The sequence below is a fragment of the Asticcacaulis sp. DW145 genome, from assembly GCF_037101385.1.
GTDB classification, from domain to species: Bacteria; Pseudomonadota; Alphaproteobacteria; order Caulobacterales; family Caulobacteraceae; genus Asticcacaulis; species Asticcacaulis currens.
Genome location: NZ_AP029024.1, coordinates 250,664 through 268,179 on the forward strand (window position 1 = coordinate 250,664; position 17,516 = coordinate 268,179).

16 protein-coding genes are annotated in these 17,516 nt (G+C 60.6%); 11 read left to right on the top strand and 5 right to left on the bottom strand.

Annotated elements, in window-relative coordinates:
- Nucleotides 1-29 precede the first annotated feature (29 nt).
- Nucleotides 30-728: a DUF484 family protein gene (locus AACH73_RS01150; RefSeq protein WP_272739899.1), complete on the bottom strand. Its 699-nt coding sequence runs from the start codon at nt 726-728 to the stop codon at nt 30-32.
- 109 nt (nt 729-837) lie between these two features.
- On the opposite strand from AACH73_RS01150, the gene AACH73_RS01155 reads away from it, so the two are divergent.
- Nucleotides 838-3,033: a primosomal protein N' gene (locus AACH73_RS01155; protein WP_338735152.1), complete on the top strand. Its 2,196-nt coding sequence runs from the start codon at nt 838-840 to the stop codon at nt 3,031-3,033.
- Nucleotides 3,034-3,159: 126 nt separating this feature from the next.
- Here the strand turns inward: AACH73_RS01155 and AACH73_RS01160 are convergent, their stop codons facing one another.
- Both AACH73_RS01160 and AACH73_RS01165 read right to left on the bottom strand, forming a co-directional pair.
- Nucleotides 3,160-3,993, bottom strand: coding sequence for a hypothetical protein (locus AACH73_RS01160; RefSeq protein ID WP_338735153.1), 834 nt, complete (start codon nt 3,991-3,993; stop codon nt 3,160-3,162).
- A gap of 119 nt (nt 3,994-4,112) precedes the next feature.
- Nucleotides 4,113-4,913: a TerC family protein gene (locus tag AACH73_RS01165; RefSeq protein ID WP_338735154.1), complete on the bottom strand. Its 801-nt coding sequence runs from the start codon at nt 4,911-4,913 to the stop codon at nt 4,113-4,115.
- A 339-nt stretch (nt 4,914-5,252) separates the two neighbouring features.
- Between AACH73_RS01165 and AACH73_RS01170 the strand changes: the two genes are divergently transcribed.
- The 5 genes from AACH73_RS01170 (at nt 5,253) to AACH73_RS01190 (ending at nt 10,242) form a co-directional block, all read left to right on the top strand.
- Entirely contained in the window at nt 5,253-5,807 is a 555-nt protein-coding gene (locus tag AACH73_RS01170; RefSeq protein WP_272739903.1) for a F0F1 ATP synthase subunit delta, read from the top strand.
- A gap of 21 nt (nt 5,808-5,828) precedes the next feature.
- On the top strand, nt 5,829-7,361 hold the full coding sequence (atpA, locus tag AACH73_RS01175; protein ID WP_126421875.1) for a F0F1 ATP synthase subunit alpha: 1,533 nt from the start codon (nt 5,829-5,831) through the stop codon (nt 7,359-7,361).
- A gap of 129 nt (nt 7,362-7,490) precedes the next feature.
- A complete protein-coding gene (locus AACH73_RS01180; protein WP_338735155.1) occupies nt 7,491-8,360 on the top strand; it encodes a F0F1 ATP synthase subunit gamma in 870 nt (289 codons plus the stop codon).
- Nucleotides 8,361-8,370: 10 nt separating this feature from the next.
- Nucleotides 8,371-9,816, top strand: coding sequence for a F0F1 ATP synthase subunit beta (atpD, locus tag AACH73_RS01185; RefSeq protein WP_126421871.1), 1,446 nt, complete (start codon nt 8,371-8,373; stop codon nt 9,814-9,816).
- 150 nt (nt 9,817-9,966) lie between these two features.
- Nucleotides 9,967-10,242, top strand: coding sequence for an ATP synthase F1 subunit epsilon (locus AACH73_RS01190; RefSeq protein WP_272739905.1), 276 nt, complete (start codon nt 9,967-9,969; stop codon nt 10,240-10,242).
- A gap of 57 nt (nt 10,243-10,299) precedes the next feature.
- On the opposite strand, the gene AACH73_RS01195 is transcribed toward AACH73_RS01190, so the two are convergent.
- The gene (locus AACH73_RS01195; protein WP_338735156.1) at nt 10,300-12,327 is read right to left on the bottom strand and encodes a methyl-accepting chemotaxis protein; all 2,028 of its coding nucleotides are present in this window, start codon (nt 12,325-12,327) and stop codon (nt 10,300-10,302) included.
- A 192-nt stretch (nt 12,328-12,519) separates the two neighbouring features.
- Nucleotides 12,520-12,810 (bottom strand): DUF1330 domain-containing protein, encoded by a 291-nt coding sequence (locus AACH73_RS01200; protein WP_272739907.1) that lies wholly within the window; start codon nt 12,808-12,810, stop codon nt 12,520-12,522.
- A 157-nt stretch (nt 12,811-12,967) separates the two neighbouring features.
- Between AACH73_RS01200 and dapF the strand changes: the two genes are divergently transcribed.
- The 5 genes from dapF to AACH73_RS01225 all read left to right on the top strand — a co-directional run bounded on the left by dapF (nt 12,968) and on the right by AACH73_RS01225 (nt 17,501).
- Nucleotides 12,968-13,810 carry a diaminopimelate epimerase gene (dapF, locus tag AACH73_RS01205; protein ID WP_272739908.1) on the top strand — a complete coding sequence of 281 codons (843 nt, stop codon included), beginning with the start codon at nt 12,968-12,970 and terminating at the stop codon, nt 13,808-13,810.
- Entirely contained in the window at nt 13,803-15,131 is a 1,329-nt protein-coding gene (mtaB, locus tag AACH73_RS01210; RefSeq protein ID WP_272739909.1) for a tRNA (N(6)-L-threonylcarbamoyladenosine(37)-C(2))-methylthiotransferase MtaB, read from the top strand. Before dapF ends, mtaB begins: the two co-directional genes overlap by 8 nt.
- Before the next feature lie 47 nt (nt 15,132-15,178).
- A complete protein-coding gene (gene ftsY, locus AACH73_RS01215; protein ID WP_272739910.1) occupies nt 15,179-16,120 on the top strand; it encodes a signal recognition particle-docking protein FtsY in 942 nt (313 codons plus the stop codon).
- 1 nt (nt 16,121) lies between these two features.
- Nucleotides 16,122-16,811 (top strand): septation protein IspZ, encoded by a 690-nt coding sequence (locus AACH73_RS01220; protein WP_272739911.1) that lies wholly within the window; start codon nt 16,122-16,124, stop codon nt 16,809-16,811.
- 87 nt (nt 16,812-16,898) lie between these two features.
- Nucleotides 16,899-17,501, top strand: coding sequence for a MarR family transcriptional regulator (locus AACH73_RS01225; RefSeq protein WP_272739912.1), 603 nt, complete (start codon nt 16,899-16,901; stop codon nt 17,499-17,501).
- The last annotated feature ends 15 nt before the right edge of the window (nt 17,502-17,516 follow it).

Below are 17,516 nucleotides of genomic sequence, written 5' to 3' on the forward strand. Positions count from 1 at the left end.
AAGTTTAAGGTTAATCTCTGACCAAGGGCTTAAGACAATACCGGCCAGCGTTCGGCGACGCGCTCAACCACACGGGCGATAAAGGCGACCAGTTCAGCCCCCATGTCCGGGCTGAAACCTTCCCAATCGGCAGAGCCGAAAGCGACTGCGCCGGGGCGCCCTTCGCGCCACATGGCGGTGCGGATGACCGCGGCGGATTTGATGCGGCGAACCTCGTCTCCGAACAGAGCCCGGCACACCCCATCCGGCCCCAGCAGCGACAGACCGGTTTCACCGATAATATAGTCCACGCCGCCGTAATCGAGTGTCATCCAGCCCAGCGGAATGGGAGCTGTGTCTTCCAGCGCTATGGTGGCGCAGACAAGACCGAAACGATTGCGTACCTCGTCGTTGAGGCGGCGGGCCAGATCGGAATGGTTGCGCGCCTCCATCAGTGACAGGGCCATGGCGTGCGCTTGGCCCTGAGCGTCGAAATTGGCGCGGGCCGTCGCCTCGATCTGGCGGCGCATGTCGAAATCGCGTATGGCCTTGGCCTCCAGCCGCGAGAGAGCGGCCGGGCCAAAGTCAATAAGGTTGCGCGTCTTGGGCTGAAGCCCCAACTTGTCCAGCAGCTCGCGATCCTGCTTCAGTTCCTGCACAAAGTCCGGCAGGAGACCGCGCAGGGTCTGATAATCCATCAGGGCGGCGAGGCGCTCGGTCGTCGTCGGGTCGCGAAAATCTGAGGACATGTGGGCTATCGGGTGTGGTAAACGGCCGGTTAAACTTGGCGTTGACACAAGTGATGGCATAAAAAAGGCGTGGGGATGAGTCAATTCTATGGTTAACGCTTAAAATCTTATGGACAGTCCCCCCGACAGCCTGATCGAAGCCCCCGCCGTGGCAACCCGGCGGGCAAAGGTCGTGGTGCTGGCCCCGATGGACACGGCGCTCGACTACCTCATTCCAGACGATCTTGACCTCAGTGTCGGCGATCACGTGTGGGTGCCTCTGGGCCACGCCAAAGTGCGCGGCGTGGTGGTCGAACTGTACCACAGCGCCGAAGCCGCCAAGCTGAAACCCGTTGCCGCGCGCATCGACGACCCGCGCGTGCCGGAGGCGAGCCTGCGTTTCTGGCTGTGGGCGGCCGCCTGGACCCTGACGGCACCGGGCACCTTCCTCAAAGGCTGCCTGCAGGCGCTCAAAACCCCAAAGGCGCAAGCGCGTCACGGCTATGTGCGGCGTGAGGTCGAAGCGCTCAAACCGACCGCCAAGCAAGCGCGCGTGCTGGAACTGGCCGTTCTCCCCCTGACCGCGGCGGAACTGGCGCAGGCGGCGGGGGTGACGCCGGGCGTGGTGCAGACGCTTGAAAAGAAGGGTTGGCTGGAAAAGGTCGAACTGAGCCGCGAAGGTTTCGCCGCCCCCGACCCGGATCATAAGACGCCCAGCCTCAATGCCGATCAGGGGGCGGCTGACCGCCTGCTACAAAACGAATGGGAGCGTCAGGGCTTCGCGCCGGTTCTGCTCGATGGCGTTACGGGTTCGGGCAAGACCGAGGTTTATCTGGAAAGCGTGGCGCGGGCCCTGCGCGATGATCCAACGGCTCAGGTACTGGTTCTTCTGCCGGAAATCGCCCTGACCACGGCGGTGATGGGGCGTTTGCAAAGCCGCTTTGGCGTGCCGCCGGTGCAGTGGCATTCGGCGGTGTCGGCGTCGCAGCGCCGGCGCATCTGGGATGGCGTGGCCTCAGGCGAGGCGCGCCTGATCGTAGGCGCACGGTCGGCCCTGTTCCTGCCCTATACGAATCTCAAACTTATCGTTATCGACGAAGAACACGACGGCTCCTACAAACAGGAAGAGGGTGTGCGCTATCAGGCCCGCGATCTGGCGGTCATGCGTGCTCATCGAGACGGCTTCATGGTGGTGCTGGCTTCGGCGACCCCGTCGCTGGAAACCCTGACCAATGCGCAGAAGGGCCGCTATCAGTGGGTGCGGCTGGAAAGCCGCCACGGCACCGCGCAACTGCCGGATATTGCGCTGATTGACATGAAGACGCACCCGCCGGAAAAGGGTTTCTGGCTGTCCGACCTGTTGGTGGGGGAGATACTGGCCACCCTACAACGGCGCGAACAGGTGCTGTTGTTCCTCAATCGTCGCGGGTACGCGCCTCTGGTTCTGTGCCGGGCGTGCGGGGAGCGCATGACCTCGCCCAAGACGGATTCCTGGCTGGTCGAACACAAATCGACGGGGCGGCTGGTCTGTCACCTGACCGGCTTTTCGATGAAAAAGCCCGACCGCTGCCCACATTGTGGCGCGCTCGACAGCCTGACTGCCATCGGGCCGGGGGTTGAGCGCATCCTTGAGGAGGTGCACGAACGCTTCCCGCAAGCGCGGGCCGAAATCTTCTCCTCGGACACCACGCCGGATGCCGACTCGTCGGCAGCTCTGATCAAACTGGTGGAAAATCATGAAATCGACATTCTAATCGCCACGCAGGCCGCCGCCAAGGGTCACAACTTCCTCAATCTCACTCTGGTCGGCATTGTCGATGCCGATCTGGGCCTGAAGGGTGGCGATCTGCGCGCGGCGGAACGGACGTTTCAGCTTCTGGCGCAGGCCACGGGGCGTGCGGGCCGGGCGACCAAGCCGGGACGCGCGCTACTGCAAACCTACACGCCGGAGCACCCGGTGATGCAGGCTTTACAGGCGCAGGACCGCGAGGCCTTCTACGCCTACGAGCAGATGAGCCGCGATATTGCGCAGTTCCCGCCCTTTGGCCGGCTGGGGGCGGTCATCCTGTCGGCCAAGGACAATGGCCTGCTTAACCGCTATGCGCGCGAACTGGCGCTGGCTATTCCCAATACCGAAGGCATCGACGTTTATGGGCCTGCTGATGCGCCGCTGAGCCTTGTGCGCGGTATGTGGCGCAAACGCTTTCTCGTACGGGCCGACCGCAACCGCGACCTTCAGGGCTTTATGAACGCCTGGCTGAAAAGCCTGAAAGCCCCTAATGCCGTGCGCGTAGTGACCGATATCGAGCCGTATAGCTTCCTTTAATTATACCAACGGCCGAAGATGCTAACGGCATCCGGCCGTTAAAAACTCGAGAATTTCTTATATGTGTCAGCGATATGAGAAACTCTCGAAACGCATACCAAGGGTCATTTTCAATGACGCTTGGTATCAGGCATAAATAGCGGCGCGGGGACCATAGACGGCGCGTTCGTCATCCAGACCCTTGTTGAGGTCCAGAAGAACCTTGTCGATCTCTTCCATATCCTTACCCGAGGATTTGAAGGCTTCGACCGTGTCCTTGTCTACCTTCTGAAAGGCCAGTTTGATTTTGGCCGTTTCAAACAGGTCCTTCACCACCTTCACCAGACCGCGCACCTGCTTCATGAAGTCGTTGACCTCCATCAGCTCGCCCTCAGCGCGCTGACGCTCGGTCTTCACATAGGCTTCGGCGGCACCCTTTATGTCGGCAGCGGTCGGGATATAGGGAGCGGTTGCTTCGCCTAGGGCATTCGTTTCAGCGGTGGGCTTAGCCTCTGCCGCTTTATCCTCCGACACGGAGTCCGTGTCGTCTGTGAAACCGGCCTCTTCGGCAGGCTCCGCCGGTTGTGTTTCTGTGTCTGAGTTGGGGACGGGCTGGCTGGCCGCGCTTTGGGCCGCGCTGAAACCGCTCACATCCATGTCATTGCCACCGGCCTTGGCATAGTCCTTCACCGCGGCCTTCAGCTCCTTCATCAGATTGGCCAGCATCTTGGCCATGATTTTCGGGTCGCTCTTGCCCAGTTCCTTGATGATCTTCAGCCGCTCGACCAGTTGCATCACCTTGGCCTTGGCGCGCGCTCGCGCATCGTCGCGCGTTTTTTTAGGCATCTCGTTCAGAGTATCGGCGGCTGTCTTCTGCGCCTCGGCCTTCTGGGCCCTAGCCAGTTTCAGCCGGTCGTTCAGGTCACTCAGGGTGGCGGACGCGGTGTTCTGACCGCTGATGCCAAGGGTGCCAATAGTCATCTGTTGAGCCTTCTGCTAACGCGGTTAGCTTAACGCAACAGGCTTAACCGAGTATTGAAGACGCAAAACGCCCCCGGTGGCGGGCCGGGGGCATCGTTTGCTTTCGATTGCCTTCGCTATCAGATATGCGGATCGGGCGATTGCGCGGCCTTTTTCTTCTGTGCACCGCGCGACAGCATGTTGAGGCCTTCGACCATCGCCGAGAAGGCCATGGCGGCATAGATATAGCCCTTGGGCACATGGACGCCGAAGCCTTCGGCGATCAGCACGGTACCGATCATCAGCAGGAAGCCCAGTGCCAGCATGACCACGGTGGGATTCTTTTCGATAAAGTTTGCCAGCGGGTCCGAGGCCAGCAGCATGACCAGAACCGCCACCACTACGGCGACCATCATCACCGGCACGTGTTCAGTCATGCCGACCGCCGTCAGGATAGAATCGACCGAGAAGACCAGATCAAGCAGGATAATCTGCACGATGGCGGCCCCGGCGTTGTTGATCGTGGCGTTCTTTGCGTCCATCACGTCGTGGGTGGGGGCGGGATCGACCGTATGGTGGATTTCCTTGGTCGCCTTCCACACCAGGAACAGGCCCCCGGCGATCAGGATCATGTCCTTCCACGAGAAAGACGTCTCAAACATCGGCTCACCGTGTTCGCCCAGCGGGCCGACCAGCCCCAGGTTGAACACCTCAGCTTTCAGGCCGATGATCCAGCCGATGGTCAAAAGCAGGCCCAGACGCATGATGAGCGCCAGCCCGATACCGATACGGCGGGTTTTCTGACGGTCCTGTTCCGGCAGTTTATTGGAGAGGATGGAGATAAAGACGAGATTGTCGATGCCGAGCACCACCTCCATCACGATCAGGGTGATAAGGGCCGCCCAGACGGCGGGGTCGGACAAAAGGGCCATAAGGTCCATAAGGGCTTTCTCGGAAAGGGAAGGGACAGACGACCTCAATAGACGCTATGGCGTAAGCCGACAATGTTTCGCATAACCGCGAAATCGATTGCGCGCGATACCATCTGCATTTTTTGCCGCTAAACAGCCTTGTGGCTGAAAAAAGGCGACACGACCTGTGAAGGGCGCATGGTCACAGAAAAGTGAAAAATGCTTTTTGGTTAGTTGCGGTGGGTCAGACCCCATGCTAAGAGGCGCGCGGCTTGAAAGGCCGGTCGCTTTTGCGCGCCTGTGATTTTAGTGCGCCCCGCCGGCTCCCGGAAAAGCCCATTCCACTTATTTCTTTGGCTGGAAGTTATCGTGAGCGATATTTTTAGAGAGACAGAGGTCGGTGAGCGTTACGCCAAGGCCGTATTCGAACTGGCGGACACCGCCGGTCACCTCGATGCGGTACAGGCGGACCTTAAGACCCTGAAGGCGCTGCTGATCGAAAGCAAGGATCTGCGCCGTCTCGTTACCTCCCATGCCTTCAAATCCGAAGATAAGCTGAAGGGCCTGACCGCCGTTCTCAACACGGCCACGCCGAACGCCCTGACGCTCAAGGCGCTGGGTCTTATGGCGCACAATGGCCGTTTAGATCAGGTCTTCGGCCTCATCACCGCCTTCACCCGCCTATACGATGCCAAGAAGGGTATCGTCTCGGCGGTCGTCACTTCCGCCACGGCCCTGACCGATGAGCAGGTGACCGGTCTTCAGGCCGCGCTGCGTACCGCGCTCGGTCAAGACCCTGTCCTTAGCCAGACGGTCGATCCGTCGCTGCTGGGCGGCCTCAAGGTTCGCGTCGGCTCGCGCCTGTTCGACGCTTCGCTTAAAACCAAACTCGACTCCCTCAAATTTGCCCTCAAGCGGGCGTAAGACGCCAAAAAGAGCATGCCAATGGACATTCGTGCTGCCGAGATTTCGGCCATCCTCAAAGCTCAGATTGCCGGTTTCGGCGAAGAAGCCGACGTTTCGGACGTCGGTTCGGTTCTGTCGGTCGGTGACGGTATCGCCCGCGTGCACGGCCTGGATCAGGTTCAGGCCGGTGAAATGGTCTCCTTCCCCAAGGCGGGCGTGAAGGGCATGGCCCTGAACCTCGAAAAGGACAATGTCGGCGTCGTTATCTTCGGCGAAGACCGCGAAGTGCGCGAAGGCGATGAAGTCCGTCGCCTTGGCGAAATCGTGCAGGTGCCGGTCGGCAAGGGCCTTCTGGGCCGCGTCGTCAACCCGCTGGGTGAGCCGATCGATGGCAAGGGTCCGATCGAAGCGACAGAATTCCGCCGCGTGGACGTCAAGGCCCCCGGCATCATCCCCCGCAAGTCGGTGCACGAGCCCGTGCAGACCGGCATCAAGGCGATCGACACCCTGATCCCCGTTGGCCGTGGCCAGCGCGAGCTGATCATCGGCGACCGTCAGACTGGTAAGACTGCCGTCGCCATCGACGCCATCCTGAACCAGAAGGCTGCCAACGCCGGTACCGACGAGTCGGCCAAGCTTTACTGCATCTACGTCGTCATCGGCCAGAAGCGCTCGACCGTCGCCCAGATCGTCAAGTCGCTGGAAGAAAACGGCGCGCTCGACTACACCATCATCGTCGCCGCCACCGCGTCGGAACCGGCCCCGCTGCAATATCTCGCGCCGTTCGCCGGTTGCGCCATGGGCGAGTTCTTCCGCGACAACGGTATGCATGGCCTGATCATCTATGACGATCTGTCGAAGCAAGCCGTTGCCTATCGCCAGATGTCGCTGCTGCTGCGCCGTCCGCCGGGCCGCGAAGCCTATCCGGGCGACGTCTTCTATCTGCACTCGCGCCTGCTGGAACGCGCCGCGAAGCTGAACGACGAAAACGGCGCCGGTTCGCTGACGGCCCTGCCGATCATCGAGACCCAGGCCAACGACGTGTCGGCCTACATCCCGACCAACGTGATCTCGATCACCGACGGTCAAATCTTCCTCGAAACCGACCTCTTTTATCAGGGCATCCGTCCGGCCGTGAACGTTGGTCTGTCGGTGTCGCGCGTCGGCTCGGCCGCTCAGATCAAGGCGATGAAGCAAGTCGCCGGCTCGATCAAGGGCGACCTGGCCCAGTATCGCGAAATGGCAGCCTTCGCCAAGTTCGGCTCGGACCTCGACGCCGCGACCCAGCGCCTGCTGGCCCGCGGTGCGCGCCTGACCGAGCTTCTGAAGCAGCCGCAATATTCGCCACTGAAGGTCGAAGAGCAGGTGGCGGTGATCTATGCAGGTACCCGCGGTTACCTCGACAAGGTCGCGGTGGGCGATGTGGGTCGCTTCGAGCGTGAGTTCCTGTCGCTTCTGCGCGGCAAGCACGTCGATCTTCTGACCGCCATCCGCGAGAAGAAGGCCCTGACGCCGGAGCTGGAAGAGCAGTTGAAGGCCATCGTGGCCGACTACGCCGCCAACTTCGCCTGAGAATATGGCCTGAATTTATCTCAGGCCATGACTTAAAAAGTCGGATCAAATCGCAGGGCCGCCCTAAGATTTGATCCGCCGATATGAACCAAAATAAAATCGAAGATTTTGTTTTGAGGGAATCTTTTCATGGCAAGTCTTAAGGACATGCGCAATCAGATCGGAAGCGTGAAAGCCACGCAGAAGATCACCAAGGCCATGCAAATGGTCGCCGCCGCCAAGCTCAAGCGGGCTCAGGATGCGGCGGAAAACGCGCGCCCGTATGCCAAGCGCATGGCCTCGGTTATCGCCAACCTCGCCAAGGGTGTGTCGGGCGACGCCGCGCCGCTGCTTCTGGCCGGTACGGGTTCGACGCAAAAGCACCTCGTGGTCGTAGCGACCGCTGACCGCGGTCTGGCCGGTGGCTTCAACTCGGCCATTGCCCGCGCCGCGCGTGACCACATCCGCGCGCTGCTGGCCGAAGGCAAGACGGTGCGCGTGATTACCGTGGGCCGTAAGGGCCGTGATCAGCTCAAGCGTCTGTTCGGCGAGTCGTTCGTCGAAAGCTTCGAGTTGGGCAAGGCTTTGGACCTCACGACGGTTCAGCCCATCGCCGAAGCCATCTTCAAGGAATTCGACGAAGGCCGCGCCGATGTCGTGACCCTTTTCTACAGCCAGTTCAAGTCGGTGATCTCTCAGGTCCCGGCGGCGAAGCAACTGATCCCGGCTCAGATCGAAGCCTCTTCCGAAGACACCTCCGGTGGCGCGGTCTATAGCTACGAGCCGTCGGAAGAAGAGATCCTCGAAACCCTGCTGCCGCGCAATCTGACGGTACAGATCCTGTCATCGCTTCTGGAAAACAATGCGGGCTTCTATGCCTCCCAGATGAGCGCCATGGACAATGCGACGCGCAATGCGGGCGAGATGATCAACGCGCTCAATCTTCAATACAACCGTAAACGTCAGGCCCAGATCACGACCGAACTGATCGAGATCATCGCCGGTGCCGAAGCTCTCTAAGGACACTCCCATGACCGCTCATCAGCAAATTACGGCCGGTAAGGGCCGCATCTCTCAGGTCATCGGCGCCGTCGTCGATGTCGAGTTCGACGGCAACCTGCCGGCCATCCTGAACGCGCTTGAAACCACCAACACCGCCTCGGGCGCGCGTCTGGTGCTCGAAGTCGCCCAGCACCTCGGCGAAAACGCCGTGCGCACCATCGCCATGGACGCCACCGAAGGTTTGGTTCGCGGTCAGGAAGTCACTGACCTCGGTGCCCCGATCACCGTGCCGGTCGGCCCGGCGACGCTTGGCCGCATCATGAACGTCATCGGTGAGCCGATCGACGAAGCCGGTCCGATCGAAACCACCTATTTCAACCCGATCCACGCCGACGCCCCGGCCTTCGAAGATCAGGCCACGGCGGCTGAAATCCTCGTCACCGGCATCAAGGTCATCGACCTGATCTGCCCGTACGCCAAGGGCGGCAAGATCGGTCTGTTCGGCGGTGCTGGCGTCGGCAAGACGGTGACCATTCAGGAACTGATCAACAACATCGCCAAGGCCTACGGCGGTTATTCGGTGTTCGCCGGCGTTGGTGAACGTACCCGCGAAGGCAACGACCTCTATCACGAAATGATCGAGTCGAAGGTGAACGAGCACGGCGGCGGCGGTAACTCGCGCTGCACCCTCGTCTATGGTCAGATGAACGAGCCTCCCGGCGCGCGTGCCCGCGTCGCCCTGACCGGTCTGGCTCAGGCCGAGTACTTCCGCGATCAGGAAGGCAAGGACGTGCTGTTCTTCGTGGACAACATCTTCCGCTTCACGCAGGCCGGTTCGGAAGTGTCGGCTCTGCTGGGCCGTATTCCGTCGGCCGTGGGCTATCAGCCGACGCTCGCCACCGAAATGGGCAAGCTGCAAGAGCGTATTACCTCGACCAAGAAGGGCTCGATCACCTCGGTTCAGGCCGTGTACGTGCCCGCCGACGACCTGACCGACCCGGCGCCCGCCACCTCGTTCGCCCACCTCGACGCTACGACCGTTCTGTCGCGTTCGATCGCCGAACAGGGCATCTATCCGGCCGTTGACCCGCTTGACTCGACCTCGCGTATCCTCGATCCGCGCATCGTCGGTGAAGAGCACTATCAGGTTGCCACGCGCGTTCAGGAAATCCTGCAACAGTACAAGGCTCTGAAGGACATCATCGCCATCCTCGGCATGGACGAACTGTCAGAAGAAGACAAGCTGATCGTGGCCCGCGCCCGCAAGATCCAGCGCTTCCTGTCGCAGCCCTTCCACGTGGCTGAAATCTTCACGGGTACTCCTGGGGTTCTCATGAAGATCGAAGACACCATCAAGGGCTTCAAGGGTCTGTGCAACGGTGACTACGACCACCTGCCGGAAGCGGCCTTCTACATGGTCGGCGGCATCGAAGAAGCCATCGCCAAGGCCGAACGTCTGGCGGCGGAAGCCTAAGCACTTCACTTGAAAGTCACGGGCCTCGCCCGCCGACTTTCAAGTGGGATCAACAAGGTGAAAATTTTCCAGGGCCGGCCCGTCGAAAATTTTCTCATTTGGGTAAAGGGTGAGCCGCTACGGCGGCCCACTGATTAAGGGACGCCGGATATGGCTGACAAACTTCACGTTTCGCTGGTGACCCCGGAAAAGGAACTCTTTGCCGGTGACGTCGATCAGGTCATCGCACCGGGTTCTGAAGGTGAATTCGGCGTTCTCGCGGGCCACGCGCCGCTGATGACGACCCTGACCGAAGGTACGGTGACCATCCTCAACGGCGACCAGAAGCGCATGTTTCAGGTCATCGGCGGCTTCGCGGATGTCAATGCCGAAGGCATAACCATCCTGGCCGAACGCGCCGAGGAATATATCGAAACGGTCCACTAAACCGTTTTGAGAATGGAATACAAAACCCCGCCGGATTACTCCGGCGGGGTTTTTTTCTCAGGCTCGCGCGCGCTGATCGAGATTGCGCAGAAAGTCGATCGAGCGGCTGACCTCGGACATGCCCTCGTGATGTTCCTCGACGACGTGGTTGAGCCCACCCAGGGTGCGTTCGATATGGCCGCTCTGGGCGAAGATGTCCTCGATATGGGCGACCGTGTCGCGATAGCGCTGGCTTTCCTCGCCGAACTGCGTACGCGTTGCTTCGATGATACCGCCCAATTGCTGAAGCGAAGCCTCGATGCCGCCGATAGCCGACTGCGTGTGGGTCAGGGCTGACTTCGTATCGCTGGCCAGCTTCTTGACCTCCCCTGCCACCACCGAAAAGCCGCGTCCGGCCTCACCAGCGCGCGCCGCTTCGATCGTGGCGTTAAGCGCCAGCAGATTGGTCTGCGAGGTGATGGAGTCGATGACAGACAGGACCTGACGCAGGTTTGACAGGGCGGTGTTCAGTGTACTGAACTCCTGCGACAATTGTTCGGTGTGATTATCCTGAGCGGCGACGGCGCGACGGTCGCTGTCCATCGCGTGCTTGATACCGTCCATGACCTTGCCCACGTCTCCGATCTCGGTAAGGGCGGACTCGATCTTGCCGGTCAGCCCGACGTGTTGGGCGATGGTGTCGATAACCCCGGTGCGCAGCCTGTTGAGAATTTCGGCGCGGTTGAGCTTGCAACGGGCGAAATAGTTGACAAAGCGCGCGTAGTGGATCGGGAAGTTGTCGATAAACTCATCCTGATAGGCGGCCTGTCCCACGTCGAAAAAGACGATCGCACTGAGGGTCTGGTTGATATTGATGCCGAACAGTTCGCCGAAGGTCGAAAACCCGGCCACGGGGGCGGGCCATATGCCACCTGTCTGGCTGAGGCGGTTGTCATTGGTCACCCGACGCAGTATGCAGTCATTGAGAAGCGCCCCGACGGGCTTGGGTTTGCCACGCAGGAACTGAGCTACATCCTTGCGCGTCTGCTCGACAAAATCCGTGGTTTCCAGCAGAATCAGCTCGTCACCCGATCCGACATCGCAATAGAAGGTCACACTGCCGCTCTCGAAGTCGATCCGCGCCACTGAGCGCACGAACAGCTCGCCGTCGATTTCGATACCGAAAGCGCGGCCTTCTAGGGTCTTTTCCAATTCTGACGGTTTGATGCGCAGAGCTTGGCACAGGGCGTCAACAAAGGGCACCACCTGATTGCGCTGTGAATCGTAGATGGCGCTCACCGTGCGCTTGTTGGGGTCGGCATCGACCACGACGAAGGCCGGTCCGATCTTGCGGAAATTCTGACTTTTCAGCACGCCGTAGCGCTTGCCGGGGGCCATGCGGACCAGGGCAAAGACCGCGTGGTTTTCCAGCACGCGCTGCCCGTCAAACAGGCATGTTTTCTGAAAGTCCATCTTGCCGCCGGCCGACCCCCCGACAAACAGGCAGGGGAAGCGCCCGCTCTTATAGACGGCCTCCATGAAATAACTTTCGGAAAGCGAGGCGCCGTCCACAAAGGTCAGGGCGAAGGTCTCCTGCGCGCTGATCGGCGTGGTGGGTGGCAAACGGTTCAGGGCCTCGGCGATCTTGTCCACCCGTTCGGCGCGCGACAGGGTGGCCTGTCCTTTGCGGATGTCATCGCAGTAGAGCGGCACGCTGTGGAGGCTGACCCCGGCAATCAGGTCCGGCGAAAAGACCTGAATGACCACATTGTCCCAGCCATTGCCTGCGGGACAGTAGGGGGCTTCGCCGTTCTGGGCACACAGTTCACCGGCGGAGGTGGAAACGATCAGCGGTGCGTCACCGGCAAGGCTTTTGAGGCGGCGGCAGACCTCTTCAAAGGCGATGTGCGGCGACACAAAGGCCAGTACCAGAGCAGCGGGCCGTGCCCCGAAGCGGAACTGTTCGGGGGTGATCTGGCCGAGGCGGCTGTCGCTGCGTAAGATGCGGATGGTCTCAGAGGGCGGCATGGACTGGGGTGGCGGGGCCGCTTCGAAAATCGGCTCAGGGGCACGGACCGTGGCGGCAGTCGTCTTCCTGAAAAACATGAGGCACTTCCCTGATCAGATCGCTTTTGGGCGTATCCTGTGCCTCAGATTATAAACAAAGGTTCACGGCGTTACGCGAAACGGTGCGCCGTCACCCTATCGCAGGGGCGGCGCACCGATTCGGATAAAATATGTTGATATTATTGGCTTATTTTTTGTGTCGCATTTTGCGACAGAGCGTCGCAGGATGGGCTATTCCACGCCTTCGACGACGACCATGTTGAATTCAGCCGCGTTCAGGCGGTGTTCGCGGGCGGCCTGATATTCCGGCGAGTTGTAATAGCCCAGTGCGGCCTCATAAGACGGGAACTCAAGGATCACCACGCGCGGGAAACCTTCACCTTCCAGCACCTGCGAGCGGCCCCCGCGCGCCAGCGGCGTCATGTTGAAGGCTTCGGCGGGCGCTTTCGTCCCAGCGCCGTATCTGGCGTAGGATTCCGGGTCGGTGACCTTGGCCTGTGCGATGATATAGGCTTTGGGCATGGGGGAGGCTCCTCGATTTTTTTGTTGGATGCCTCCCGGTTAGCAAGAATTTCCACAAAAGCCTACATTTTAACGGGCTTTGGGACTATATAGCGGCCAAAGGCTCGCGCCCGAAAGTGGATGTCCGGTTTTGGGCCAACCGCGAGCCGTCTGACACATGACGCGCCCTTTTCTCAAGATGAACGGCCTCGGCAACGATTTCGTGGTCGTCGATGCCCGCCAGACCCCTTTTAGCCCCTCAGCCACTCAGGTGAAGGCGTGGGGGGATCGTGCGTCCGGCATCGGCTTCGATCAGCTTATCGCCATCGAGGGCTCGGCATCGGGTAACGCTTTCATGCGCGTGTGGAATTCCGACGGCGGCACGGTTGAAACGTGTGGCAATGCCTTGCGTTGCGTGAGCTGGTACCTTGACCGCGAAACCCCCGGTGCGGACCTTCACATCGACACCTTGGGGGGCGCGACGACAGCGAAGGTGCTGGAGCGCGATGCGGCAACCGGCATGGCGAGCGTTGATATGGGCGAGCCGCGCCTCGACTGGACGCAGATTCCGTTGTCGGAAGAAATGAATACCGAACGGCTGGAGCTTCAGGTCGGGCCAATCGACGCGCCGCTTTATCACACGCCGTGCGCCGTCTCGATGGGCAATCCGCACGTGGTCTTCTTTGTTGAAGACGTGGCGGCGGTCGATGTCGAACGCACGGGCAGCTTGATCGAAAACCATCCCTTATTTCCGGAAGGGGTGAATGTTGAGTTTGCGCAAGTTATCGACCGCAACACCATCCGTATGCGGGTTTGGGAACGCGGGGCCGGTATTACCAAAGCCTGCGGCACCGGGGCGTGCGCCACCCTGGTCGCCTGCGCGCGACGCGGCCTGAGCGACCGCCACGCCACGGTTATTATGGATGGAGGTCCGCTGCATATACTGTGGCGGCAAGCGGACGACCACGTCATTATGACAGGGCCGGTCGAGGTCGAATTCGAAGGCCAGCTCAATGGCTGACGGTCATGCCCATCTCAACGAAGAGGTTCCTGCAGAACCGCCTGCCACACCCACGGGCCTGACATCGGGTGTCGAGGTGGTGACCTTCGGCTGCCGTCTCAATTCCTACGAGTCAGAACAGATTCGCAAGGTCGCCGCTGAAGACGGGCTCGACGGAGCTATCATTTTCAACACCTGCGCCGTGACGGGCGAGGCCGTGCGTCAGGCACGTCAGGCCATCCGCCGCGCGCGCAAGGAAAACCCGGACGCGCGCCTAATCGTTACCGGCTGCGCGGCTCAAACCGATCCTGACACTTTCGCCACTATGGGAGAAGTTGATTTCATTATCGGCAATGGCAACAAAGCCAAGGCTGGGGCCTACGCGCTGACGCCCGACTCAGCGCGCATTGCGGTCAACGACATCTTTTCGGTGCGTGAAACCGCTGGTCATCTGATTGACGGGTTGAAGGACCGCGCCCGCGCCTATGTCGAGGTCCAGAACGGCTGCGATCACCGCTGCACCTTCTGCATCATCCCCTACGGGCGTGGTAATTCACGCTCTGCGGCGGCGGGTGATGTTGTGGGGCAGATTTCGCGGCTGGTCGCTGAAGGCTATAATGAGGTGGTTCTGACGGGGGTCGATCTCACGTCCTGGGGCAATGATCTGCCGGGTCAGCCGCAACTGGGGCATTTGGTGGCGCGTATTCTCAAGCACGTGCCCGACCTTAACCGTCTGCGTCTGTCGTCTATTGATGCGGCGGAAATCGACGACACCCTGCTGCGCCTGTTTGCCGAAGAAGAGCGTCTGGCCCCCTATCTGCACCTGTCCTTGCAGCACGGCGATGACCTGATCCTCAAGCGCATGAAGCGTCGCCACCTGCGCGATGACGCCATCAAACTGGTGCAGCAGGTGCGCGCATTGCGCCCGGACGTGGCCTTCGGGGCCGATATGATTGCGGGGTTTCCGACCGAAAGCGAAGCGCACTTCGCCAATTCGCTGGCTCTGGTCGATGAGTGCGACCTAGCCTTCCTGCACGTCTTCCCCTACAGCCCGCGCCCGCAGACCCCGGCGGCGAAAATTCCGCAACTGCCACGCGCCCTGATCAAGGAGCGCGCCGCGCGTCTGCGCGCTAAGGCGGCGGAGGCCCTGACGCGACATCTCGATAAGCAGGTGGGGCGCGAGGTCTCGGCAGTTGTCGAAAAGCCCGGCTTTGCCCGCGCGGCGGACTTTACCGAGGTGCTTTTTGACGCTGACGCGCCAGAGAAAGTAAATGTCGGGGGTATTGCCTCTTTGCGTATTACCGGCCATGACGGAAAACGCGCGCGGGCTATGCTGAAATAGCCCCTCACCCCGACCCTCTCCCGCCACCGGGCGAGGGGGAGATACTGATGACCGAGAAAAAACCCGGCTGGTTTTCGCGCCTGACGCAGGGCCTGTCGAAGACCTCTCAGCAACTGACCGAGCAGGTGACGAGCGTCTTCGTCGCCAACAAAACGCTGGACGCTGCCGCCGTCGAGGCGCTGGAGGACATGCTGATCGAAAGCGATTTCGGTCCCCATATCGCTGCCTCCATCGCGGGCAAGATGGCCGCCAAAAAATTCGCTTCGACCGATGACCACGCCGTTAAGGAGGCGTTGGCCGAGGCCATTGCCGAGGAACTGAAAGGCCGCGAGGACAGCTTTGACCCGCTGTCGGGCCCCAAGCCCTACATCGTGCTGTTTGTCGGAGTGAACGGGTCGGGCAAGACGACGACTCTTGGCAAGATCGCCGCCTCACTGACGGCGAAGGGCGCGAAGGTGCTGATCGTGGCGGGAGATACTTTCCGCGCCGCTGCCGTCGAGCAGCTCAAGGTATGGGCCGAACGCGCGAAGGCTGACTTTATGGGTCGCAAAACCGGGGCCGATGCGGCCGGTCTGGCCTACGACGCCACGCTGCGCGCCAAGGAAGAGGGCTATGATGTCGTTCTGATCGACACGGCGGGTCGCCTTCAGAACAAGCAGCAACTGATGGATGAGCTGTTGAAGATCGTCCGCGTCATTAAGAAGGTCGATGCGGATGCCCCGCACGAGACGCTTCTGGTGCTCGATGCCACGGTGGGCCGCAACGCGCTCAGTCAGGAACAGATATTCGGGCGTCAGGCCTTTGTGTCGGGCCTTGTCATGACCAAGCTGGACGGCACGGCGCGTGGCGGCATCCTTGTCCCGATCGCCAAGGCCTCTGACGCGCCGATCAAGCTGATCGGCGTGGGGGAAGATATCGACGACCTGCAACCGTTCCGCGCCAATGCTTTTGCCCGCTCGATGGTCGGGCTTGAACCCCTTGGAGAGTAAAATGTCTACCCCCAAGCCTGAACCGCGCATCGAAATCACCGAGGCTCAGGCCGAGGCCCTGCCCGAAGCGATCGTGCCCGACGCCCCGGAACCGGCGGCAACCAACTGGACCAAAACGGCCATTGACTTCGGCCCGGTGGTCGGTTTCGGCCTGAGCTTCTTCATCTTCCGTGCGCTGAAGGTCGGTGGGACGGACGCCACCGCGCCGATGATCTGGGCGACGGGTGTGCTGATCGTCGTTTCGGTGCTGGCGTTGATCGCCGCCTATATTATCGAGAAGCGCGTGGCGTGGATTCCGCTGGTGGCGACCCTGTTCGCGATTCCCATGGGTCTCATGACCATCTTCTTTCACGATCCCGTTTTTATCAAAGTCAAGGTGACCGTGATCAACCTGCTGATCGGCGGCATTCTGGCGATTGCGGCGCTGATGAAAAAATATCCGCTCAAGAGCCTGATCAAAGACACGCTGAAGCTCAAGGAAGAGGCCTGGCCCAAGCTGACCTGGCTCTATGTCGGCTTTTATGCCGTAATGGCGCTGGCCAATGAGATTGTCTGGCGCACGCAGTCGGATAGTGTGTGGGTGACGTGGAAGATGGCGTCACTCTTTGGCGGACCCATTGTCTTTACACTGATACTGACCCCTTTCCTGATGAAGAATATGCTGCCGGAAACGAAGCCGTCCGCCTCCTGAGGACACTCCGTCAGTATGCGGATGGATTTGTCGTAATTTTGTAGTATAGTGGTGCTTAAATAGCGTCGTTCAGCATGGGGACGGCGCATGAAAAAGCACAAGCGTAATCATTTCGAGGGTTCGGACTTGCTGGAAAATTCGCCGTCGCATCTTCTCCATCGGGTGCTGCAAATCGCCCTCGATATCTATACCGAGGAAACCGGCGATAGTGCCCTGACGCAGCGACAATACGCCCTGCTTCTGGCCGCCGACTCGTCTGAGGGCCTGACCCAGACCGATCTGGTCAAGGCCACAGGTATTGACCGTTCTACGTTGGCCGACATGGTGGCGCGGCTGATTGCCAAGGGGCTTCTTGCGCGTGAACGTTCGGCCACTGATGCCCGCGCCAATCTGGTCCGCCTGTCAGACGAAGGTCGTGCGGCCCTGACTGAAATTCGGCCCAAGGTCGAGGCGGCGGATGAGCGCATCTTGTCCCTGCTGTCCCCGCCCAAGCGCGACAGCTTCCTTAAGCTGCTGCGCCGTATCGCCGCTGTGCGCGAAGAGGATGCCGAAGAGGCGCCGCGCAAGGTGAAGGGCGATAAGAAAGCTGACAAGAAAAAGAAGGGCAAGAAGGCCGGTAAAAAGCACAAGGAGCCGCTGCCTTTTCCCGCGCTGAACGAAGGCATTGCCTCGGAAAAGCAGGACGCCTGATCATACCTCCCCGAC